The sequence below is a fragment of the Nesterenkonia aethiopica genome, from assembly GCF_039534665.1.
Lineage (GTDB): Bacteria > Actinomycetota > Actinomycetes > Actinomycetales > Micrococcaceae > Nesterenkonia > Nesterenkonia aethiopica.
In genome coordinates this window covers 72,091-85,916 of the sequence record NZ_BAAAVT010000013.1, presented here as the reverse complement: position 1 = coordinate 85,916, position 13,826 = coordinate 72,091, and the positions used below count along the sequence as shown (strand labels likewise).

At 70.2% G+C, this 13,826-nt stretch carries 14 protein-coding genes; 8 read left to right on the top strand and 6 right to left on the bottom strand.

All coding sequences use genetic code 11. The features are described from left to right. Window positions 1-28: 28 nt before the first annotated feature. Genes ABD658_RS10900 through ABD658_RS10890 form a run of 3 tightly spaced genes read left to right on the top strand, consistent with a single transcriptional unit; the run spans window position 29 to window position 3,007 of the window. Window positions 29-1,108, top strand: a complete 1,080-nt coding sequence (locus ABD658_RS10900) for a sensor histidine kinase (protein ID WP_344681265.1) — start codon at window positions 29-31, stop codon at window positions 1,106-1,108. Further along, a complete protein-coding gene (locus ABD658_RS10895) occupies window positions 1,108-1,725 on the top strand; it encodes a response regulator transcription factor (protein ID WP_344681263.1) in 618 nt (205 codons plus the stop codon). The genes ABD658_RS10900 and ABD658_RS10895 overlap by 1 nt, the downstream gene beginning before the upstream one ends. Window positions 1,726-1,741: 16 nt before the next feature. Next, on the top strand, window positions 1,742-3,007 hold the full coding sequence (locus ABD658_RS10890) for an MFS transporter (protein ID WP_344681261.1): 1,266 nt from the start codon (window positions 1,742-1,744) through the stop codon (window positions 3,005-3,007). 1 nt (window position 3,008) lies between these two features. Here the strand turns inward: ABD658_RS10890 and ABD658_RS10885 are convergent, their stop codons facing one another. Continuing rightward, a complete protein-coding gene (locus ABD658_RS10885; RefSeq protein WP_344681259.1) occupies window positions 3,009-3,770 on the bottom strand; it encodes a histidine phosphatase family protein in 762 nt (253 codons plus the stop codon). A 56-nt stretch (window positions 3,771-3,826) separates the two neighbouring features. Here ABD658_RS10885 and ABD658_RS10880 point away from each other — a divergent pair, with 56 nt between their 5' ends. The 3 genes from ABD658_RS10880 (at window position 3,827) to ABD658_RS10870 (ending at window position 5,883) form a co-directional block, all read left to right on the top strand. Further along, on the top strand, window positions 3,827-4,267 hold the full coding sequence (locus tag ABD658_RS10880) for a hypothetical protein (protein ID WP_344681257.1): 441 nt from the start codon (window positions 3,827-3,829) through the stop codon (window positions 4,265-4,267). A gap of 32 nt (window positions 4,268-4,299) precedes the next feature. Further along, on the top strand, window positions 4,300-5,481 hold the full coding sequence (locus ABD658_RS10875; RefSeq protein ID WP_344681255.1) for a DNA recombination protein RmuC: 1,182 nt from the start codon (window positions 4,300-4,302) through the stop codon (window positions 5,479-5,481). A gap of 84 nt (window positions 5,482-5,565) precedes the next feature. Next, window positions 5,566-5,883 (top strand): TM2 domain-containing protein, encoded by a 318-nt coding sequence (locus tag ABD658_RS10870; RefSeq protein ID WP_344681253.1) that lies wholly within the window; start codon window positions 5,566-5,568, stop codon window positions 5,881-5,883. A 19-nt stretch (window positions 5,884-5,902) separates the two neighbouring features. Here the strand turns inward: ABD658_RS10870 and ABD658_RS10865 are convergent, their stop codons facing one another. The 3 genes from ABD658_RS10865 to ABD658_RS10855 all read right to left on the bottom strand — a co-directional run bounded on the left by ABD658_RS10865 (window position 5,903) and on the right by ABD658_RS10855 (window position 9,729). Then, entirely contained in the window at window positions 5,903-7,561 is a 1,659-nt protein-coding gene (locus tag ABD658_RS10865) for an SLC13 family permease (protein ID WP_425544534.1), read from the bottom strand. Window positions 7,562-7,654: 93 nt separating this feature from the next. Further along, a complete protein-coding gene (locus ABD658_RS10860; RefSeq protein WP_070159824.1) occupies window positions 7,655-8,764 on the bottom strand; it encodes a 4-hydroxy-3-methylbut-2-enyl diphosphate reductase in 1,110 nt (369 codons plus the stop codon). 32 nt (window positions 8,765-8,796) lie between these two features. Further along, complete coding sequence (locus ABD658_RS10855) at window positions 8,797-9,729, bottom strand: hypothetical protein (protein WP_344681247.1); 933 nt, start codon at window positions 9,727-9,729, stop codon at window positions 8,797-8,799. 193 nt (window positions 9,730-9,922) lie between these two features. Between ABD658_RS10855 and xseA the strand changes: the two genes are divergently transcribed. Further along, a complete protein-coding gene (gene xseA / locus ABD658_RS10850; protein WP_425574507.1) occupies window positions 9,923-11,230 on the top strand; it encodes an exodeoxyribonuclease VII large subunit in 1,308 nt (435 codons plus the stop codon). Then, window positions 11,227-11,523, top strand: coding sequence for an exodeoxyribonuclease VII small subunit (locus tag ABD658_RS10845; protein ID WP_344681243.1), 297 nt, complete (start codon window positions 11,227-11,229; stop codon window positions 11,521-11,523). The genes xseA and ABD658_RS10845 overlap by 4 nt, the downstream gene beginning before the upstream one ends. A 38-nt stretch (window positions 11,524-11,561) precedes the next feature. Here ABD658_RS10845 and ABD658_RS10840 read toward each other — a convergent pair whose 3' ends face one another. Together ABD658_RS10840 and ABD658_RS10835 are read right to left on the bottom strand one after the other, a co-directional pair. Beyond that, on the bottom strand, window positions 11,562-12,551 hold the full coding sequence (locus ABD658_RS10840; RefSeq protein WP_344681241.1) for a PPK2 family polyphosphate kinase: 990 nt from the start codon (window positions 12,549-12,551) through the stop codon (window positions 11,562-11,564). A 10-nt stretch (window positions 12,552-12,561) separates the two neighbouring features. Next, window positions 12,562-13,800 (bottom strand): pyridoxal phosphate-dependent aminotransferase, encoded by a 1,239-nt coding sequence (locus tag ABD658_RS10835; RefSeq protein ID WP_344681239.1) that lies wholly within the window; start codon window positions 13,798-13,800, stop codon window positions 12,562-12,564. Window positions 13,801-13,826: the final 26 nt, after the last annotated feature.

Here is a 13,826-nt window from a genome sequence, read left to right as displayed (position 1 = left end):
TCTTGGCATGATGGGGCAGGATGGTGCCATGGGGATTCGCATCTACCGGCTGCTCTACACCGGCATCTGGCTGGTGTTCCTGAGCCTCCCCGTGGCCTACGCATTCGACCCTGAGGTCTCCCCCGGCGCGAGGCTTCTCGCCCTCGGCGCCACGGCCGTCTTCATCGGCATCTACATCGCCCACTTCTGGCGCGATGTCCCGGCGTTGGAATCCCCAGCAGGGGTGCGTCGGACAGTGCTCATCGTGATCATCCTGGGCCTGCTCGCGGCGGCCACCCTCCCGGCAGCCGGATATGCGGCGATCTCCTTCGCCCCCTTCCTGACCGCGTCCCTGGTCTTCGCTCTGCCGGTACGCCCCGGGGTGCTCAGCGGGATCGCCGTGTGGGTGCTCGCCGCCCTGGCCTGTCTGCCCTTTGCGGCGTCGCTGTGGCCGATCCTCGGCACGGGCCTGGGTGTGCTGTTCATCGTGCTGATCCGGTTGGCGGACAGCATGGAGCATCGGCAGCAGGCCGCCGAGGAGGAGCTGCGGCGCGCGGCGGAGCGGGACGCGATCGCCCGGGATGTGCACGATGTGCTGGGCCACTCCCTGACCGTGCTGTCCATCCGTGCCCAGCTGGCGGCCCGGCTCATCGACCACGACCCGGCCCAGGCCCGGGAGGAGGTCCAGCGCATCGACGCCTTGGCCCGTGAGTCCTTGGGCCAGGTCCGCTCCACGGTGGCCCGGCTGCGCACTCCGCGGCTGGAGGCCGAGCTGGACTCCGCGCGGGAGGCCCTGTCCGCTGCGGGCATCAGCGCCGAGGTCACGTCCGAAGGGCAGCCTGACTCCGCCCATGCGGAGCTGTTCGCCTGGGCGCTGCGGGAGGCGGTCACCAACGTGGTCCGGCATGCGGAGGCGACATGCTGCCGGATCCGGGTCCAGCCCCAGCGGCTCCAGGTGGAAGACGACGGCGTGGGGCTGCCCGGTGATGCTGAGGGGACCGAGGCCGGACAGGGTCAGGGCTTACGTGGTCTGAAGGAACGTGCGGCCGGAGCAGGCGCGGACCTTCAGCTCAGAGAATCCAGGATTCGCCCGGACCGTCCCGGCACCGTGGTGGCGGTGGTCCTGTGATGAGTTCCCCGACGATCCGGCTGCTGCTGGCCGATGACCAGGACCTCGTGCGAGGCGGACTCGCCGCTCTGCTGTCCCTGGAGCCGGACCTGGAGGTCGTGGCCCAGGTGGGCCGCGGCGACGAGGTGCTGCCAGCCGTCCAGGCGCACCATCCCGACGTCGCCCTGCTGGACATCGAGATGCCCGGGATGGACGGGATCGAGGCGACCGCCGCCGTGGTCGGTTCCGGAGCACAGTGCCGGTGCCTGATGGTGACCACCTTCGGGCGTCCCGGCTACCTGCGACGCGCCATGGAGGCCGGGGCGGCGGGTTTCGTGGTCAAGGACACCCCGGCCGAGCAGCTGGCGCAGATGGTCCGGCGTGTGGCCGCGGGACACCGGGTGGTGGACCCCGCGCTGGCTGCCGACTCGCTGTCCGGAGGCATCGACCCGCTGACGGACCGAGAACGTGAGGTGCTTCGCGCCGCGGCCGACGGGGCCTCGGTGCGGCACATCGCCGAACAGCTGCACCTGTCCCCCGGCACCGTGCGCAATCACCTCTCGGCCGCGATCGGCAAGACGGACGCGGAGAACCGGTATGGGGCGGCTCGCGTCGCCCGGGAGCGGGGCTGGATCTGATGCGGGCGCCCTGCTGATGCGCAGCAGTCTCCTGGACCTGGCCCCGTTGCGTGACTCCGCAGCGTTCCGGCGCCTCTGGCTGGGCGGCACCGCGTCCGCGTTCGCCGCGCAGCTGGCGGTCATCGCCGTGCTGTTCCATGTGTGGGAGGAGACCGGCAGCCCGCTGGCCACCGGCCTGGTCGGCTTGGTCTCCGCCGTGGCGATGACCGCCGGATCTCTGCTGGGCGGCACCGCAGCCGACGTCCACGACCGGACCCGGGTGCTGCGCTGGACCACGCTGGGTCAGCTGGTGGCCGCTCTCGGGCTCACCGTGCAGGCGTTGCCCGGGCTGGCGCTCGGTGGGCACTCCGGTGTGGCTCTGGTGCTGGGACTGGTGGCCGGCAACGCCTTCTGTGCCGGATTCGGGGCGGCCTCCCGGCGCAGCCTGCCGGCCCGGTTCCTGGAGGCCGCCCAGCTGCCGGCGGGTATCGCGCTGCTGCACCTGGGGACGCAGGCGGCGATGCTGCTGGGCCCGGCCCTGGGTGGGGTCCTGATCGGCGCGTTCGGCCTGGCCACCTGCTTCGGCGTGTGCGGCGCGGCGCTGACCGTCGCCTGGTGGACGGTGCTGCGCCTGCCCCGCGTGGCTCCGCCGCCAGGGTCCGGCGCCCGGCCGTGGGCGATGACCTGGGAGGGTGTGCGCCACGTGAGTCGGCCCGGTGCCGTGCGGGGCGCCTTCGGCACCGACCTGTTCGCCACGCTGCTGGTGATGCCGGTCTCGCTGTTCCCGATGATCAACGACCTGCGTCTCGACGGCGCCCCGGAGACCCTGGGACTGATGACCACCTCTGTAGCCGTGGGCGGGCTGCTGGCCGGGGTGCTCTCCGGGACGGTGGTGCGCCGTCAGCGGCTCGGTCGGATCCAGTCCGCGGCGGCGGCGGTGTGGTGTCTGGCGCTGATCGGGTACGGCCTCAGCCCCGTCCTGGCGCCGATGCTGCTGTGTCTGGCCCTCGCCGGAGCTGCGGACACCGTCAGTGTGATCACCCGCGGGGCGATCGTGCAGCTGGTGACCCCGGACTCACGCCGCGGGAGGGTCTCCGCGGCGGAGCATGTCATCGGTGCCGCGGGTCCGGATCTGGGCAATGCCCGTGCCGGCTTGGTCGCGCAGTTGGTGGGTGCTCCGGCCAGCCTGGTGGGCGGCGGAGTGCTGGCCCTGGTGGGCATCGGCTGGATCGCCGTCCGGAACCGGCATCTGCGGGACTTCCGGCGCTCAGCCGAGCGCTGGACGGACCGAGGCGAGCAGTGAGCTACAGCGCCACGCTCTCCGCGGCCGGGTTCAGCAGCTCCGGGGAGAGGTTCAGCACCCGCAGCCGGGACTGGGCGATGATCTGCTCATCGGTCAGTGCGGCGATCTGTGCGGACTCCTGGTCCTGGCTGCGGCCGTCGTCGAGCCCACCCTTCGGCAGGGAGCTGGACACCGGCCCCAGCGTCAGCGGCACATCCACCACCGTCACCGAAGCGGGTGTCAGGGGGATGGACTGGGCCCGGTCGATCAGGCCCAGGTGCTCCAGCAGCACCCGCAGCGCCGCGCCGTGGCTGACCGCGACAGCGGTGCGCACCTCGAAGCTCAGGTCCGGCGAGGCTGTGGGCTCGATCTGCGCGGTGTCCCGCACGATTCCGCAGAAGGCGGCGAGCATCCTCTCCGCCAGCTGCTGGTGGGTCTCTCCCCCGGCCGGCGTGTAGGTGCCGGCCCGCCACCCGGCGAACTCCTCCGCTTCGCGGTCACGGATGTCCGCGGCGTAGGCGCCCTCCCACTCCCCGAGGTTCTGCTCCATGAGCTCGTCCCATACCCGCGGCCGCAGGTCCAGCCCGAACTGTGCAAAGGTCTGCTGGGTGCGCGCCAGGGAGGAGACGTGCCCCTGCCGAGGGTTCTGCGCCCTGACGAAGCCTCCGGTGATGGCGGCCTGCCGCTGTCCCGAGGACGCCAGAGAGATGTCGGAGCGGCCCTGCAGACGGTGGTCGCGGTTCCAGTCGGTCTCACCGTGGCGGCACAGCAGCACGCGGATCATGGCAGGGCACTCCTGAAGATGGGGATCTGGTGACGAGGACACTCTATGCTCGAACGATGACACAGGCCCAGCGGAGCAGCAGCGGATCGGCCTCCGTGACGTACCACCGGTTCTTCCCGAACACTGACCTGATCCGGGAGGTTCATCTGCACCTGGAGGACTCCCCTCGGCTGGCGGCCCGTGTCTCGGCACGCGACGTGACGGCGCTCCGAGATGCGCGCGACGTCGCGTCCACGATCCTCGCGGAACGAGGTCTGGGGACTGAACTCGCCGCGCTCGTCGATGCCCTGTCTCCCGGAGCCGGCCTTGCCGATCCCACGACCGCTGCGGTGACGGACTGGCGTGATGTCCTGCTCGCCATCGCCGTCATCGACGGGCTGGCTCCCCCGGACTGCGACCCCCTGCTGGCCTCGCTGGACCCCGACGATCCGCTGGGACGTCTGGTGGGACCGTATCTGCCGCACGGCCCCGGCTGCCCCTGCGAGCCGTTGCACTGAACGTGTCACAGGAGGATGGAATGCTGGTGGGCATGGAATCCTTGCTGTTTCTTCTCGGTCTGCTGCTCGGCGCGATCCTCGGGGCGGTGGTCGCTGTCGTGCTGCTGCGCCGACTGCGCCGGGAGCCGGAGGAGGATGATCGGGATCAGCTGCGGGACGCGTGGCATGCCGCTCAGCTGGACGCCGAGGCTGCGAAGGCCCGCCTGCAGGCTCTGGAGCAGCGCCGGGACGACGACGCTGAGGCCGCCCGTGAACGCGAGTCCCTGGTGGAGATGCTGCACCCGGTGCGCCAGGGCGTCACCGAGATGCAGCGCCGCATCCAGGAGCTGGAGAAGGAAAGGGCCGCGCAGCATGCCGCGCTGAGCCGGCAGCTCACCGAGGCCGCGCACAATGACCAGAAGCTGTACGCCTCCACGCAGACGCTGCTGGGGAGCCTGCACTCCACCTCCGCGCGGGGGTACTGGGGCGAGGTGCAGCTGCGCCGCATCGTGGAGGCCGCCGGGATGATCCCCCATGTGGACTTCGTGGAGCAGCACTCCGGCACCGGAGGCGACGGCGCCATGCTCCGACCGGACATGGTGGTCCGCCTGCCGGGCAACCGCCAGCTGATCATCGACTCCAAGGCCCCACTGAGCCCGGAGGATCCCGCCGCTCAGGCGAAGGCGCTGAGGCACCATGTGGGAGTGCTGGCCTCCAAGGACTATGCCTCCACGGTGGAGCACTCCCCTGAGGTCATCTTCTGCTTCGTGCCCGCCGAGTCTCTGCTCTCCTCCGCCCTCGAGGCCGAGCCGGAGCTGCTGGACCACGCCCTGTCGCGCGGCGTCTCGCTGGTCTCTCCCGCGTCACTGCTCGCCGCGCTCAAGGCGGTGGAGACCTCCTGGCGGCAGGAGCGGCTCGCGCAGAACATCCGAGAGATCGTGGAACACTCCCGGGAGCTCTACCGTCGCCTCGCCAAGATGAACACGCACCTCTCCGCCACGGGCAACCGGCTCCGCCAGGCGGTGAGCGCCTACAACCAGCTGATCGGCAATATGGAACGTCAGGTGCTGCCCAAGGTGGAGACGATCAGCCGCCTGCAGCTCGCCCCGCAGGACGACGAGCCCGGCGGCGACGAGCAGGCGCCCTTGGAGGACCTCGGCGAGACGCTCACGCTGGACCCAGTCGACGCCGACGTCAACGAGCTCGGCCCCCGGCTCTCCCGCGGCGCGGAGTGACGTCCCGGCGGCAGGAGTCTCAGCGGTCAGCTGAGTAGGCGTAGTAGGCTCTGCCAGGAATCACCACCCACGATGAGGGACACCATGAGCGACCAGCACCAGCCCCCACACGGCCAGCAGTGGCAGCAGCCGCCCCACTTTCCGCAGCAGGGCCAGCAGCCCCCGCCCCCATACGGGGCCTACCCGCCCCTGGGGCCTCCCACCAAGAACCATGCGGTAGCGATCATCCTGTCGCTCTTCCTCGGGACCCTCGGGATCGACCGCTTCTACCTCGGGCACATCGGTCTGGGCATCGCGAAGCTGCTCCTCAGCTGGGCCACGTTCGGGATCTGGCAGCTGATCGACCTCATCGTGATCATCACCAAGGGCACCCAGACGCTGAAAGCCATCCGCTGGGAGTGACGGGCGGCATAGGCTCGGGTCACAGGCTCAGGCCGAAGACCCACAGCAGCAGCGTCATCGAGACCAGAGTAATCACGACGACGGCGGCGACGTTGAGCCACACGCCTCCCTTGACCATCTGTCCGATGGTCACGTACCCGGAACCGTAGGCGATCGCGTTCGGCGGGGTCGCCACCGGCAGCATGAAGGCGCAGGTGGCGGCGAGCGCCACCGGTGCTGCGAGCACCAGCGGGTCGACACCGGTGCCCATCGCGACGCCGGAGGCCACCGGCAGGAACGTCGCCGCCGTCGCCGTGTTGGAGGTCATCTCCGTCAGGATCAGCACGCCGGCAGCAGCCAGCAGCACCAGCACCCAGACGGGCACGGTGTTCAGGCCCTCCATCTGCTCACCCATCCAGGCGCTCAGGCCGGAGGCAGAGAACTGCGAGGACAGCGCGAGCCCGCCGCCGAAGAGCAGCAGCACGCCCCACGGCAGTTTCGCCGCGTACTCCCAGTCCAGCAGGCGGCCCCCACGCTGGGCCCCACCGGGCAGCAGGAACAGCAGCAGCCCCACCACCATGGCGATGCCGGCATCGGAGATGAACGGGTCATCCATGCCCATCAGCTGCTCGGACACCAACGGGATGAACACCCAGGCCACCGCCGCGGCCACGAAGATCAGCAGCACGCGCAGCTCCCCCGAGCTCATCGGGCCCAGCTTGTGCAGCTCGCGGCTGATCAGATCGGCACCACCCGGGATGGTCTTGATCTCGGGGCGGAACAGAAACCGGGTGAGGACCACCCACACCACCACCAGCATCACGATCGCGATCGGCACACCCACCAGCATCCACTGGCCGAAGCCGATGGTGACGTCATGGTTGCTGGCCATATGACCCACCAGCAGCGCGTTCGGCGGGGTACCGATGATCGTGGACACCGAGCCCACCGAGGCCGCGTAGGCGATCCCCAGCATCAGGGCGGTCCCGAAGTTGGACTTCACCGCCTGGGCCGCCTCCCCTGGATCGGCGTCGCCGTCGGCGTCGGCGGCCGAGGCTGTGGCAGGGTCCTCCCCCTGGGTGATGCGGTGGACCAGCATGAGCACCGAGATGCCGATGGGCAGCATCATCACGGCGGTGGCGGTGTTGGAGACCCACATGGACAGGAATGCGGTGGCGATCATGAAGCCACCGATGAGGTTCGCCGGCTTCGAGCCCATGGCCCGCAGCGTCATCAGAGCGATCCGCCGGTGCAGGTTCCATCGCTGCATCGCCAGGGCCAGCATGAACCCGCCCATGAAGAGGAAGATGATGTTGTGCCCGTAGTTGGCACCGATGACGTCGACGGTGACCGGGTCGTCACCGGCCTCCGCGGCGGGCACGAGCACCGGGAAGACGACCAGGGGCACCAATGCGGTGGCCGGGATCGGGATCGCCTCGGTCATCCACCACACCGCCATCAGCACGGCAGTGGCGGCGGTGAGCCGCGGCCAGACCTCGAGGTCGCCGGGCATCACCAGGTAGATGAGCACCGCACCCAGCAGTCCGCCGAACAGGCCGATCATGCGACGCAGGAAGGTCGGCTTCGGCAGGGGCTCGGCCCGAGCGCCCACGGAGAGATGCTCACGCTGATCGCGGGCAGAGGCCTGCGGGTCGTACTTCTTCAGGTGGTCGCCGGTGACACGGGAACTCGGGGTCATCATCGATCTGCGCTCCTGGTCTGAGGTCGTCAGGGCGTCACAGATCACACAGCGTGACGCACCGCACAGATTCTACCCCGTGGTAGGTCTCCCTCAGTCGCGCTTGCGGCCCCCGCGCGTGTTCGACTCGTCCCCGACCTCCTGCAGCGCCTTGCGGATCTCCTTAGGCAAGCTGAAGATGATGTCCTCCTCGGCGGTGACGACCTCCTCGACGTCGTCGTAGCCGTACTCCTCCAGCAGCCGCAGCACGTCCTGGACCAGGACCTCCGGCACCGACGCACCAGAGGTCACCCCGATGGTCTGGGCGTCCTGGAACCAGGCCTCGTCCACCTGGTTGGCGAAGTCCACCCGCTCGGCGCGCGTGGCCCCGTACTCCTTGGCGACCTCCTTGAGCCGCACGGAGTTCGAGGAGTTCGCCGAGCCCACCACGATCACCAGGTCGGTCTGCGGGGCTACCTTCTTGATGGCGGCCTGCCGGTTGGAGGTGGCGTAGCAGATGTCATCGCTGGGCGGGTCCTGCAGGTTCGGGAACCGCTCCTTGAGCTTCTGCACGGTCTCCATGGTCTCGTCCACCGACAGCGTGGTCTGCGAGAGCCAGATGAGCCGGTCCGGGTCCGGGACCTCGATCTGGTCGACCTCCCAGGGGCCGTTGACGATCGTAGTGCTCTCCGGCGCATGCCCGAAGGTGCCCTCGACCTCCTCGTGCCCGTCATGGCCGATGAGCAGGATGTGATAGTCGTCCTTGGTGGTGAATCGGACGGCCTCCCGGTGGACCTTGGTCACCAGCGGGCAGGTCGCGTCGATGGTCCGCAGCTTCCGGTCCTCGGCGGTCTGCTTCACCGCCGGGGAGACGCCGTGGGCGGAGAAGATCAGCAGCTCACCCTCGGGGACCTCGTCGGCCTCCTCCACGAAGATCACGCCCTTCTCCGTGAGCGTGTCCACCACGTGGCGGTTGTGCACGATCTCCTTGCGCACGTACACCGGGGGCCCGTAGCGCTCCAGGGCCTTCTCCACGGCGACGACGGCGCGGTCCACTCCTGCGCAGTAGCCGCGCGGGGCGGCGAGCAGCACCTTCCGATCGCCCGAGAACGACGATGCGGCGGCCACCTCCTCCGGGCTGCGGCGCTTGCGCGGCACCATCGGCGTGGGCACGGAGATGTGCCGGGCGCGCGAAGGAGCTTCCGTGGTCGCACTGGTAGTCATGCGGCCCAGTCTACCGGCCGGACCCCGCGGAATCAGACCCGGTGCAGGGGATCGTGACCCACGGAACGTCGCCCCCGCGCACCGGTGGCCGCCGCCCCCAGCAGGCCGATCACGACGGCGGCGCCTCCTGCGGCGGAGAAGACCCACCAGGCCGGCTGGGCCCAGTCCGTGAAGCGTCCCTCCACATGGTCCAGCAGCACCGCCACGGCCTCCGGCACCGGCTGGTGCGGGGTCATGTCCGGGGAGGCCACGGTCAACGCCATCCAGATCCCCGCCACCACGGCGACCAGCCCGGCCAGCGTCAACGCCGCCCAGCGTCCTCTCCCCGCGCCGATCAGCAGCGCCAGCGCACCCAGCACGACGGCGGCCCCGGCGATCATGGGCCAGTGGCGGGCCGCCTCGGCGGCGGTCGCCCAGGGGTAGGGATCCACGCCGTCCTCGGCGAGGGCGTCGAGGTCGACGACCACTTCAGGGGCCAGTGCGTCGAAGCTGGACTCGTCGAGGAACGGCAGCCAGCCGAGGATCCCGTCGAGGCCGTCGCGCAGGGGCTCGGTCATGGCTGCCGCCACGGGGCTGAGGTCCAGCGTGATGTCCAGATCCTGGGGGGATCCGGTGCCGCCCTCGTGGAACAGCCGGTCCAGCTCGGCGTCCACCCCTTCCCGGGTGGTCTGCAGCGTCTCGTCCCAGGCCTGGAGGGTGCGGTCCTCCTGCAGCAGGGATCCGGCGACCCCGGAGACGGCGTCCCGCACCCCCGAGGGCAGTGCGTCGACGTCCTGACCGGTGAGCTCCTCCGCCAGGAGCCCCACCACGGCCTCGCCGAAGGGCTCCTGCGCGGGGAGATCTCCGGCGATCTCCCGGACGGGCTCCTCCTCGCGGAGCAGCTGGTCGATCTGGCCTCCGGCGAGCGCGGCCGCCGCCAGCAGGGCGGCGAGCAGGGCGCACAGTGTGCTGAGCAGGTGTCGCACGAGCCTCCTGTCCGCGTCCCGACTGCGTTCCTCCACAGGACGGGACAGCCCAGGGGCGTCGTCCACAGTCCGGTCGGCCGGGAGGAACGTGTCGGCGGGGATGAGTAGAGTGTCTGGCAGCACCGATGGTACCGGCGTCCGAGGAGGAACAGTGACCCAGGCACACCCCGGGGACGGTCCGCAGCGCTCTGCGATGCCGGCCAACAGCCGGGAGACCTCTCCGGAGACTCCGTGGCCGCTGAGCCACTTCTCCGGGAAGCTCAAGGCGCACATCGAGAAGGTCACTCCCACCTGGGTGGAGGGCCAGCTGGTGGAGTTCACCCTGCGCAACGGCAATGCGTGGATGACGCTGCGGGACCTGGAGCAGGAGGTCTCCTTCAGCGCGGTGGCCTGGCGCAACGTCGCCTCCGGGCTCGACGGCGTGGTTCAACCCGGCTCCCGGGTGGTGGCCCAGGTGCGTCCCAACCTCTATGAGAAGACCGGCAGGCTCTCCCTGGTCACCCAGCAGATGCGCCCGGTGGGTCTGGGCGATCTGCTGGCCCGGGTGGAGCAGCTGAAGAAGCAGCTGGCCGCCGAGGGGCTGTTCGCCGCCGACCGCAAGAAGCCGCTGCCGCTGCTGCCGGCCCGCATCGGGCTGATCACCGGTCGGGACTCGGATGCGAAGAAGGACATCCTGCGCAACACCCACGCCCGGTGGTCCGCCGCGCAGTTCGAGATCCGGGAGGTGGCCACGCAGGGCGCCGCCGCCCCGGTGGAGGTGGCCGCGGCCCTGGCCGAGCTGGACGCGGACCAGCACGTGGACGTCATCGTGATCGCCCGCGGCGGCGGCGCGCTGGAAGAGGTCGTCCTGCCGTTCTCCGACGAGCGTCTCATCCGTGCCGTGGCCGCCGCCCGGACCCCCGTGGTCTCGGCCATCGGCCACGAGGCGGACCGTCCCCTGCTGGACGAGGTGGCCGATGTGCGCGCTTCCACCCCCACCGGCTCGGCCAAGCTTCTGGTGGTGGACGAGGCGCTCGAGCGGGAGAACATCTCCCAGGCACGCGCCCGGATGTCCACCGGGGTTCAGCGCATGGTGGCCCGGGAGGCCGAATGGCTCAGCGCCGTACGCTCCCGTCCGGTGCTGGCCCAGCCGGAGACGATGGTCACGGTGCGCGCCGAGGAGCTGACAGGGCTGCGCCGCCGGGCCCTGGTCTCCGTGGAGGCCTCCGTGGCACGGGCACGGGACTGGGTCGGTCAGGCCCGGGCGCGGGTCACCGGCCTCTCGCCGCAGTCCACGCTGGACCGCGGCTATGCGGTGGTCCAGACCCATGCCGACGACGGTGCCCTGGACGCCGAAGGGCTGCCCGCGGCGCGCGGCGGGTGGCAGATCGTCCGCGACACCGAGACGGTCGCCGTCGGGGCACCGCTGCGCGTGATGGTCGCCCGCGGAGAGCTGACGGCACGGGCCGCGCGGGTGATCGAGGCCGAGGACGAGAACGGATCGAGAGAAGGCAGCACATGACGCAGAGCACTGAGCAGAACTCCGAGCTGAATCCCCAGCACGACCCCGGGCAGAGCTTCGCCGGGGCCCAGCTGGAGGACATCGAGACGATGAGCTACGAGCAGGCCCGGGAGGAGCTGATCTCCGTGGTCACCAAGCTGGAGACCGGGGGCGCCCCGCTGGAGGAGTCGCTCGCCCTCTGGCAGCGCGGTGAGGCTCTGGCCGACCGTTGCGAGCGGTGGCTCGACGGTGCCTCCGCCCGCCTGGAGGAGGTCCGGCGCAGCCTGGAGGGGGCCGAACCCGACCAGGGCTGAACCGCAGCCGGCTGACCTGCTGCGGGGCGCGCCGGAGCTCAGCTGCTCAGCAGTCGCTGCCGCTCCGTCTCGATGTCGAATCCGGCCCGCGGCCACCCCAGCTCCAGGTCCTCCAAGGTGGAGATCAGAAGCTCCTGCACGGCCAGTCGGGAGTACCACTTCCGGTCTGCCGGCACCACGTGCCAGGGAGCCCAGTCGGTGTCGGTCGCCTGCAGCAGCCCGGAGTAGACAGTGCGGAACAGACCGAAGTCAGCCCGTGCGTCAGCATCGGAGGGGTCGTACTTCCAGTGCTTCTCCGGACGGTCCAGCCGGGAGAGCAGGCGCTCCAGCTGCTCCTGCGGAGACAGGTGCAGGAACACCTTCACCACGGCGATGCCGCGGCGGACCAGCTCCTCCTCGAACAGTCGCAGGACTTCGGTCCGTTCGGCCAGGGCCTCCGGGCCGAGCGTCCCGGTGACGGCCGGGACCAGCACGTCCTCATAATGCGACCGATCGAGGACTCCCACATGGCCCGGCGCCGGGAGCCGGCGGATGATCCGGCGCAGGAAGTGTTCGCGCCGTTCGGCCTCCGTCGGCCGACCGAAGCCGGTCACCGAGACGCCCAGGGGATCCATCGACCCGACCACATGCTTGACGGTGCCGCCCTTGCCGGAGGCATCCATCCCCTGCAGCACCAGCAGCACCCGAGGCCCCGGCGACACCTCGGCCAGGGCGGCCGTCACCTCGGAGGTGAGCAGCCGTGCGGGGCGATCCCGCTCGGACGCCTCGCCAGACGGCGCCCGGTGGACGAGTCTCTCCATGACGGCGCGGCGGGTCGGCTCTCCTGCGGCCGCCTGATGCGCCCAGAGCCGCTCCTGCGCCTCGGCCAACACCTCCGCACGCTCGGCGAGCAGCCTCTGGCCCCGGGCCTTCTTGCCGGAGAACTGCAGACGCCGCCGGGTGGGGACCTCGTCGAGACGCAGCGGGGATCCCCACCGATCGGCCCTGAAGATCCGGCGGGGGTCGGCGTCGAAGGGCTGGTCTCCCATGGCTGGCCTCTCAGCCGCGTGCCGCGGCGGTGCGATACTCCTCCAGGAACTCGGCGATCCCGGCGATGGCGACCTCCAGGTCCTCCACACTGGGGAGCGTGACGAGCCGGAAGTGGTTGTCATCGATCCAGTTGAACGCCCGTCCGTGGGAGACCAGGATCTTCTGCTGCCGCAGCAGCTCGATGACGAACTGCTCGTCGTCGCTGATCGGGTACATTTCCGGGTCCAGGCGCGGGAACAGGTACAGGGCGCCGTCGGCCTGCTCCACCGTGACCCCGGGGATCTCCGCCAGCAGCCGGTGGGCCGTGGTGCGCTGTTCGTAGAGACGCCCGCCCGGCGCGATCAGGTCCTCGATGGACTGGTGACCTCCCAGGGCCGCCTGGATCGCATGCTGGGCCGGCACATTGGCGCACATACGCATGTTCATCAGCAGGGTCAGGCCCTCCAGATAGTTCTTCGCCCGGTGCGTCGGCCCCGAGACGAAGATCCATCCGGACCGGAAGCCCGCCACCCGCCAAGTCTTCGACAGTCCGGAGAACGTGATGGTGAAGACGTCGTCGGCCAGCGTGCAGACGTTGACCATCTCCGCGTCGTCGAAAGTGATGTTCTCGTAGATCTCATCGGCCAGCAGGATGAGGTTGTGCCTGCGGGCGATGTCCGCCATCGCCTCCAGGACATGGCGGGGGTACACCGCCCCTGTGGGGTTGTTCGGGTTGATGATCACCAGGGCCTTGGTGCGGTCGGTGACCTTCGACTCGATCTCCTCCGGGTCCGGCCACCAGTGGTTCTGCTCGTCGCAGACGTAGTGCACGGCCCGGCCCCCGGCCAGGGTGGTCGCACCGGTCCACAACGGGTAGTCCGGAGCGGGGATCAGCACTTCGTCCCCGGGGCCCAGCATCGCCTGCAGCACCATGGTGATCAGCTCGGAGACCCCGTTGCCCAGGTAGATGTCATCCGGGTCGGTGTCGGTCATGCCGCGGGACTGGTAGTACTGGGCCACCGCGATGCGGGCCGAGTAGATCCCCTGCGAGTCCGAGTAGCCCTGGGCGTTCGCCAGGTTGTTGATCATGGTCATCCGGATCGAGTCCGGCGCCTCGAAGCCGAACGGGGCCGGATTGCCGATGTTCAGCCGGGTGATCCTGTGCCCCTCGCGCTCCAGCCGGGCCGCCTCCTGGGCGATCGGGCCGCGGACGTCGTAGCGGACGTCCCGAAGCTTGGGCGACTGGGTGAAATCCTCGAACTCCTGCATTCCCCCATCTTGCCTCACCGCGGGGC

Bases quoted from the DNA above. Each gene is read 5' to 3' on its own strand.
- ABD658_RS10900 (WP_344681265.1), top strand. From the start codon at position 29: ATGGGGATTCGCATCTACCGGCTGCTCTACACCGGCATCTGGCTGGTG.
- ABD658_RS10895 (WP_344681263.1), top strand. From the start codon at position 1,108: ATGAGTTCCCCGACGATCCGGCTGCTGCTGGCCGATGACCAGGACCTC.
- ABD658_RS10890 (WP_344681261.1), top strand. From the start codon at position 1,742: ATGCGCAGCAGTCTCCTGGACCTGGCCCCGTTGCGTGACTCCGCAGCG.
- ABD658_RS10885 (WP_344681259.1), bottom strand. From the start codon at position 3,770: ATGATCCGCGTGCTGCTGTGCCGCCACGGTGAGACCGACTGGAACCGC.
- ABD658_RS10880 (WP_344681257.1), top strand. From the start codon at position 3,827: ATGACACAGGCCCAGCGGAGCAGCAGCGGATCGGCCTCCGTGACGTAC.
- ABD658_RS10875 (WP_344681255.1), top strand. From the start codon at position 4,300: ATGGAATCCTTGCTGTTTCTTCTCGGTCTGCTGCTCGGCGCGATCCTC.
- ABD658_RS10870 (WP_344681253.1), top strand. From the start codon at position 5,566: ATGAGCGACCAGCACCAGCCCCCACACGGCCAGCAGTGGCAGCAGCCG.
- ABD658_RS10865 (WP_425544534.1), bottom strand. From the start codon at position 7,561: ATGACCCCGAGTTCCCGTGTCACCGGCGACCACCTGAAGAAGTACGAC.
- ABD658_RS10860 (WP_070159824.1), bottom strand. From the start codon at position 8,764: ATGACTACCAGTGCGACCACGGAAGCTCCTTCGCGCGCCCGGCACATC.
- xseA (WP_425574507.1), top strand. From the start codon at position 9,923: ATGCCGGCCAACAGCCGGGAGACCTCTCCGGAGACTCCGTGGCCGCTG.
- ABD658_RS10845 (WP_344681243.1), top strand. From the start codon at position 11,227: ATGACGCAGAGCACTGAGCAGAACTCCGAGCTGAATCCCCAGCACGAC.
- ABD658_RS10840 (WP_344681241.1), bottom strand. From the start codon at position 12,551: ATGGGAGACCAGCCCTTCGACGCCGACCCCCGCCGGATCTTCAGGGCC.
- ABD658_RS10835 (WP_344681239.1), bottom strand. From the start codon at position 13,800: ATGCAGGAGTTCGAGGATTTCACCCAGTCGCCCAAGCTTCGGGACGTC.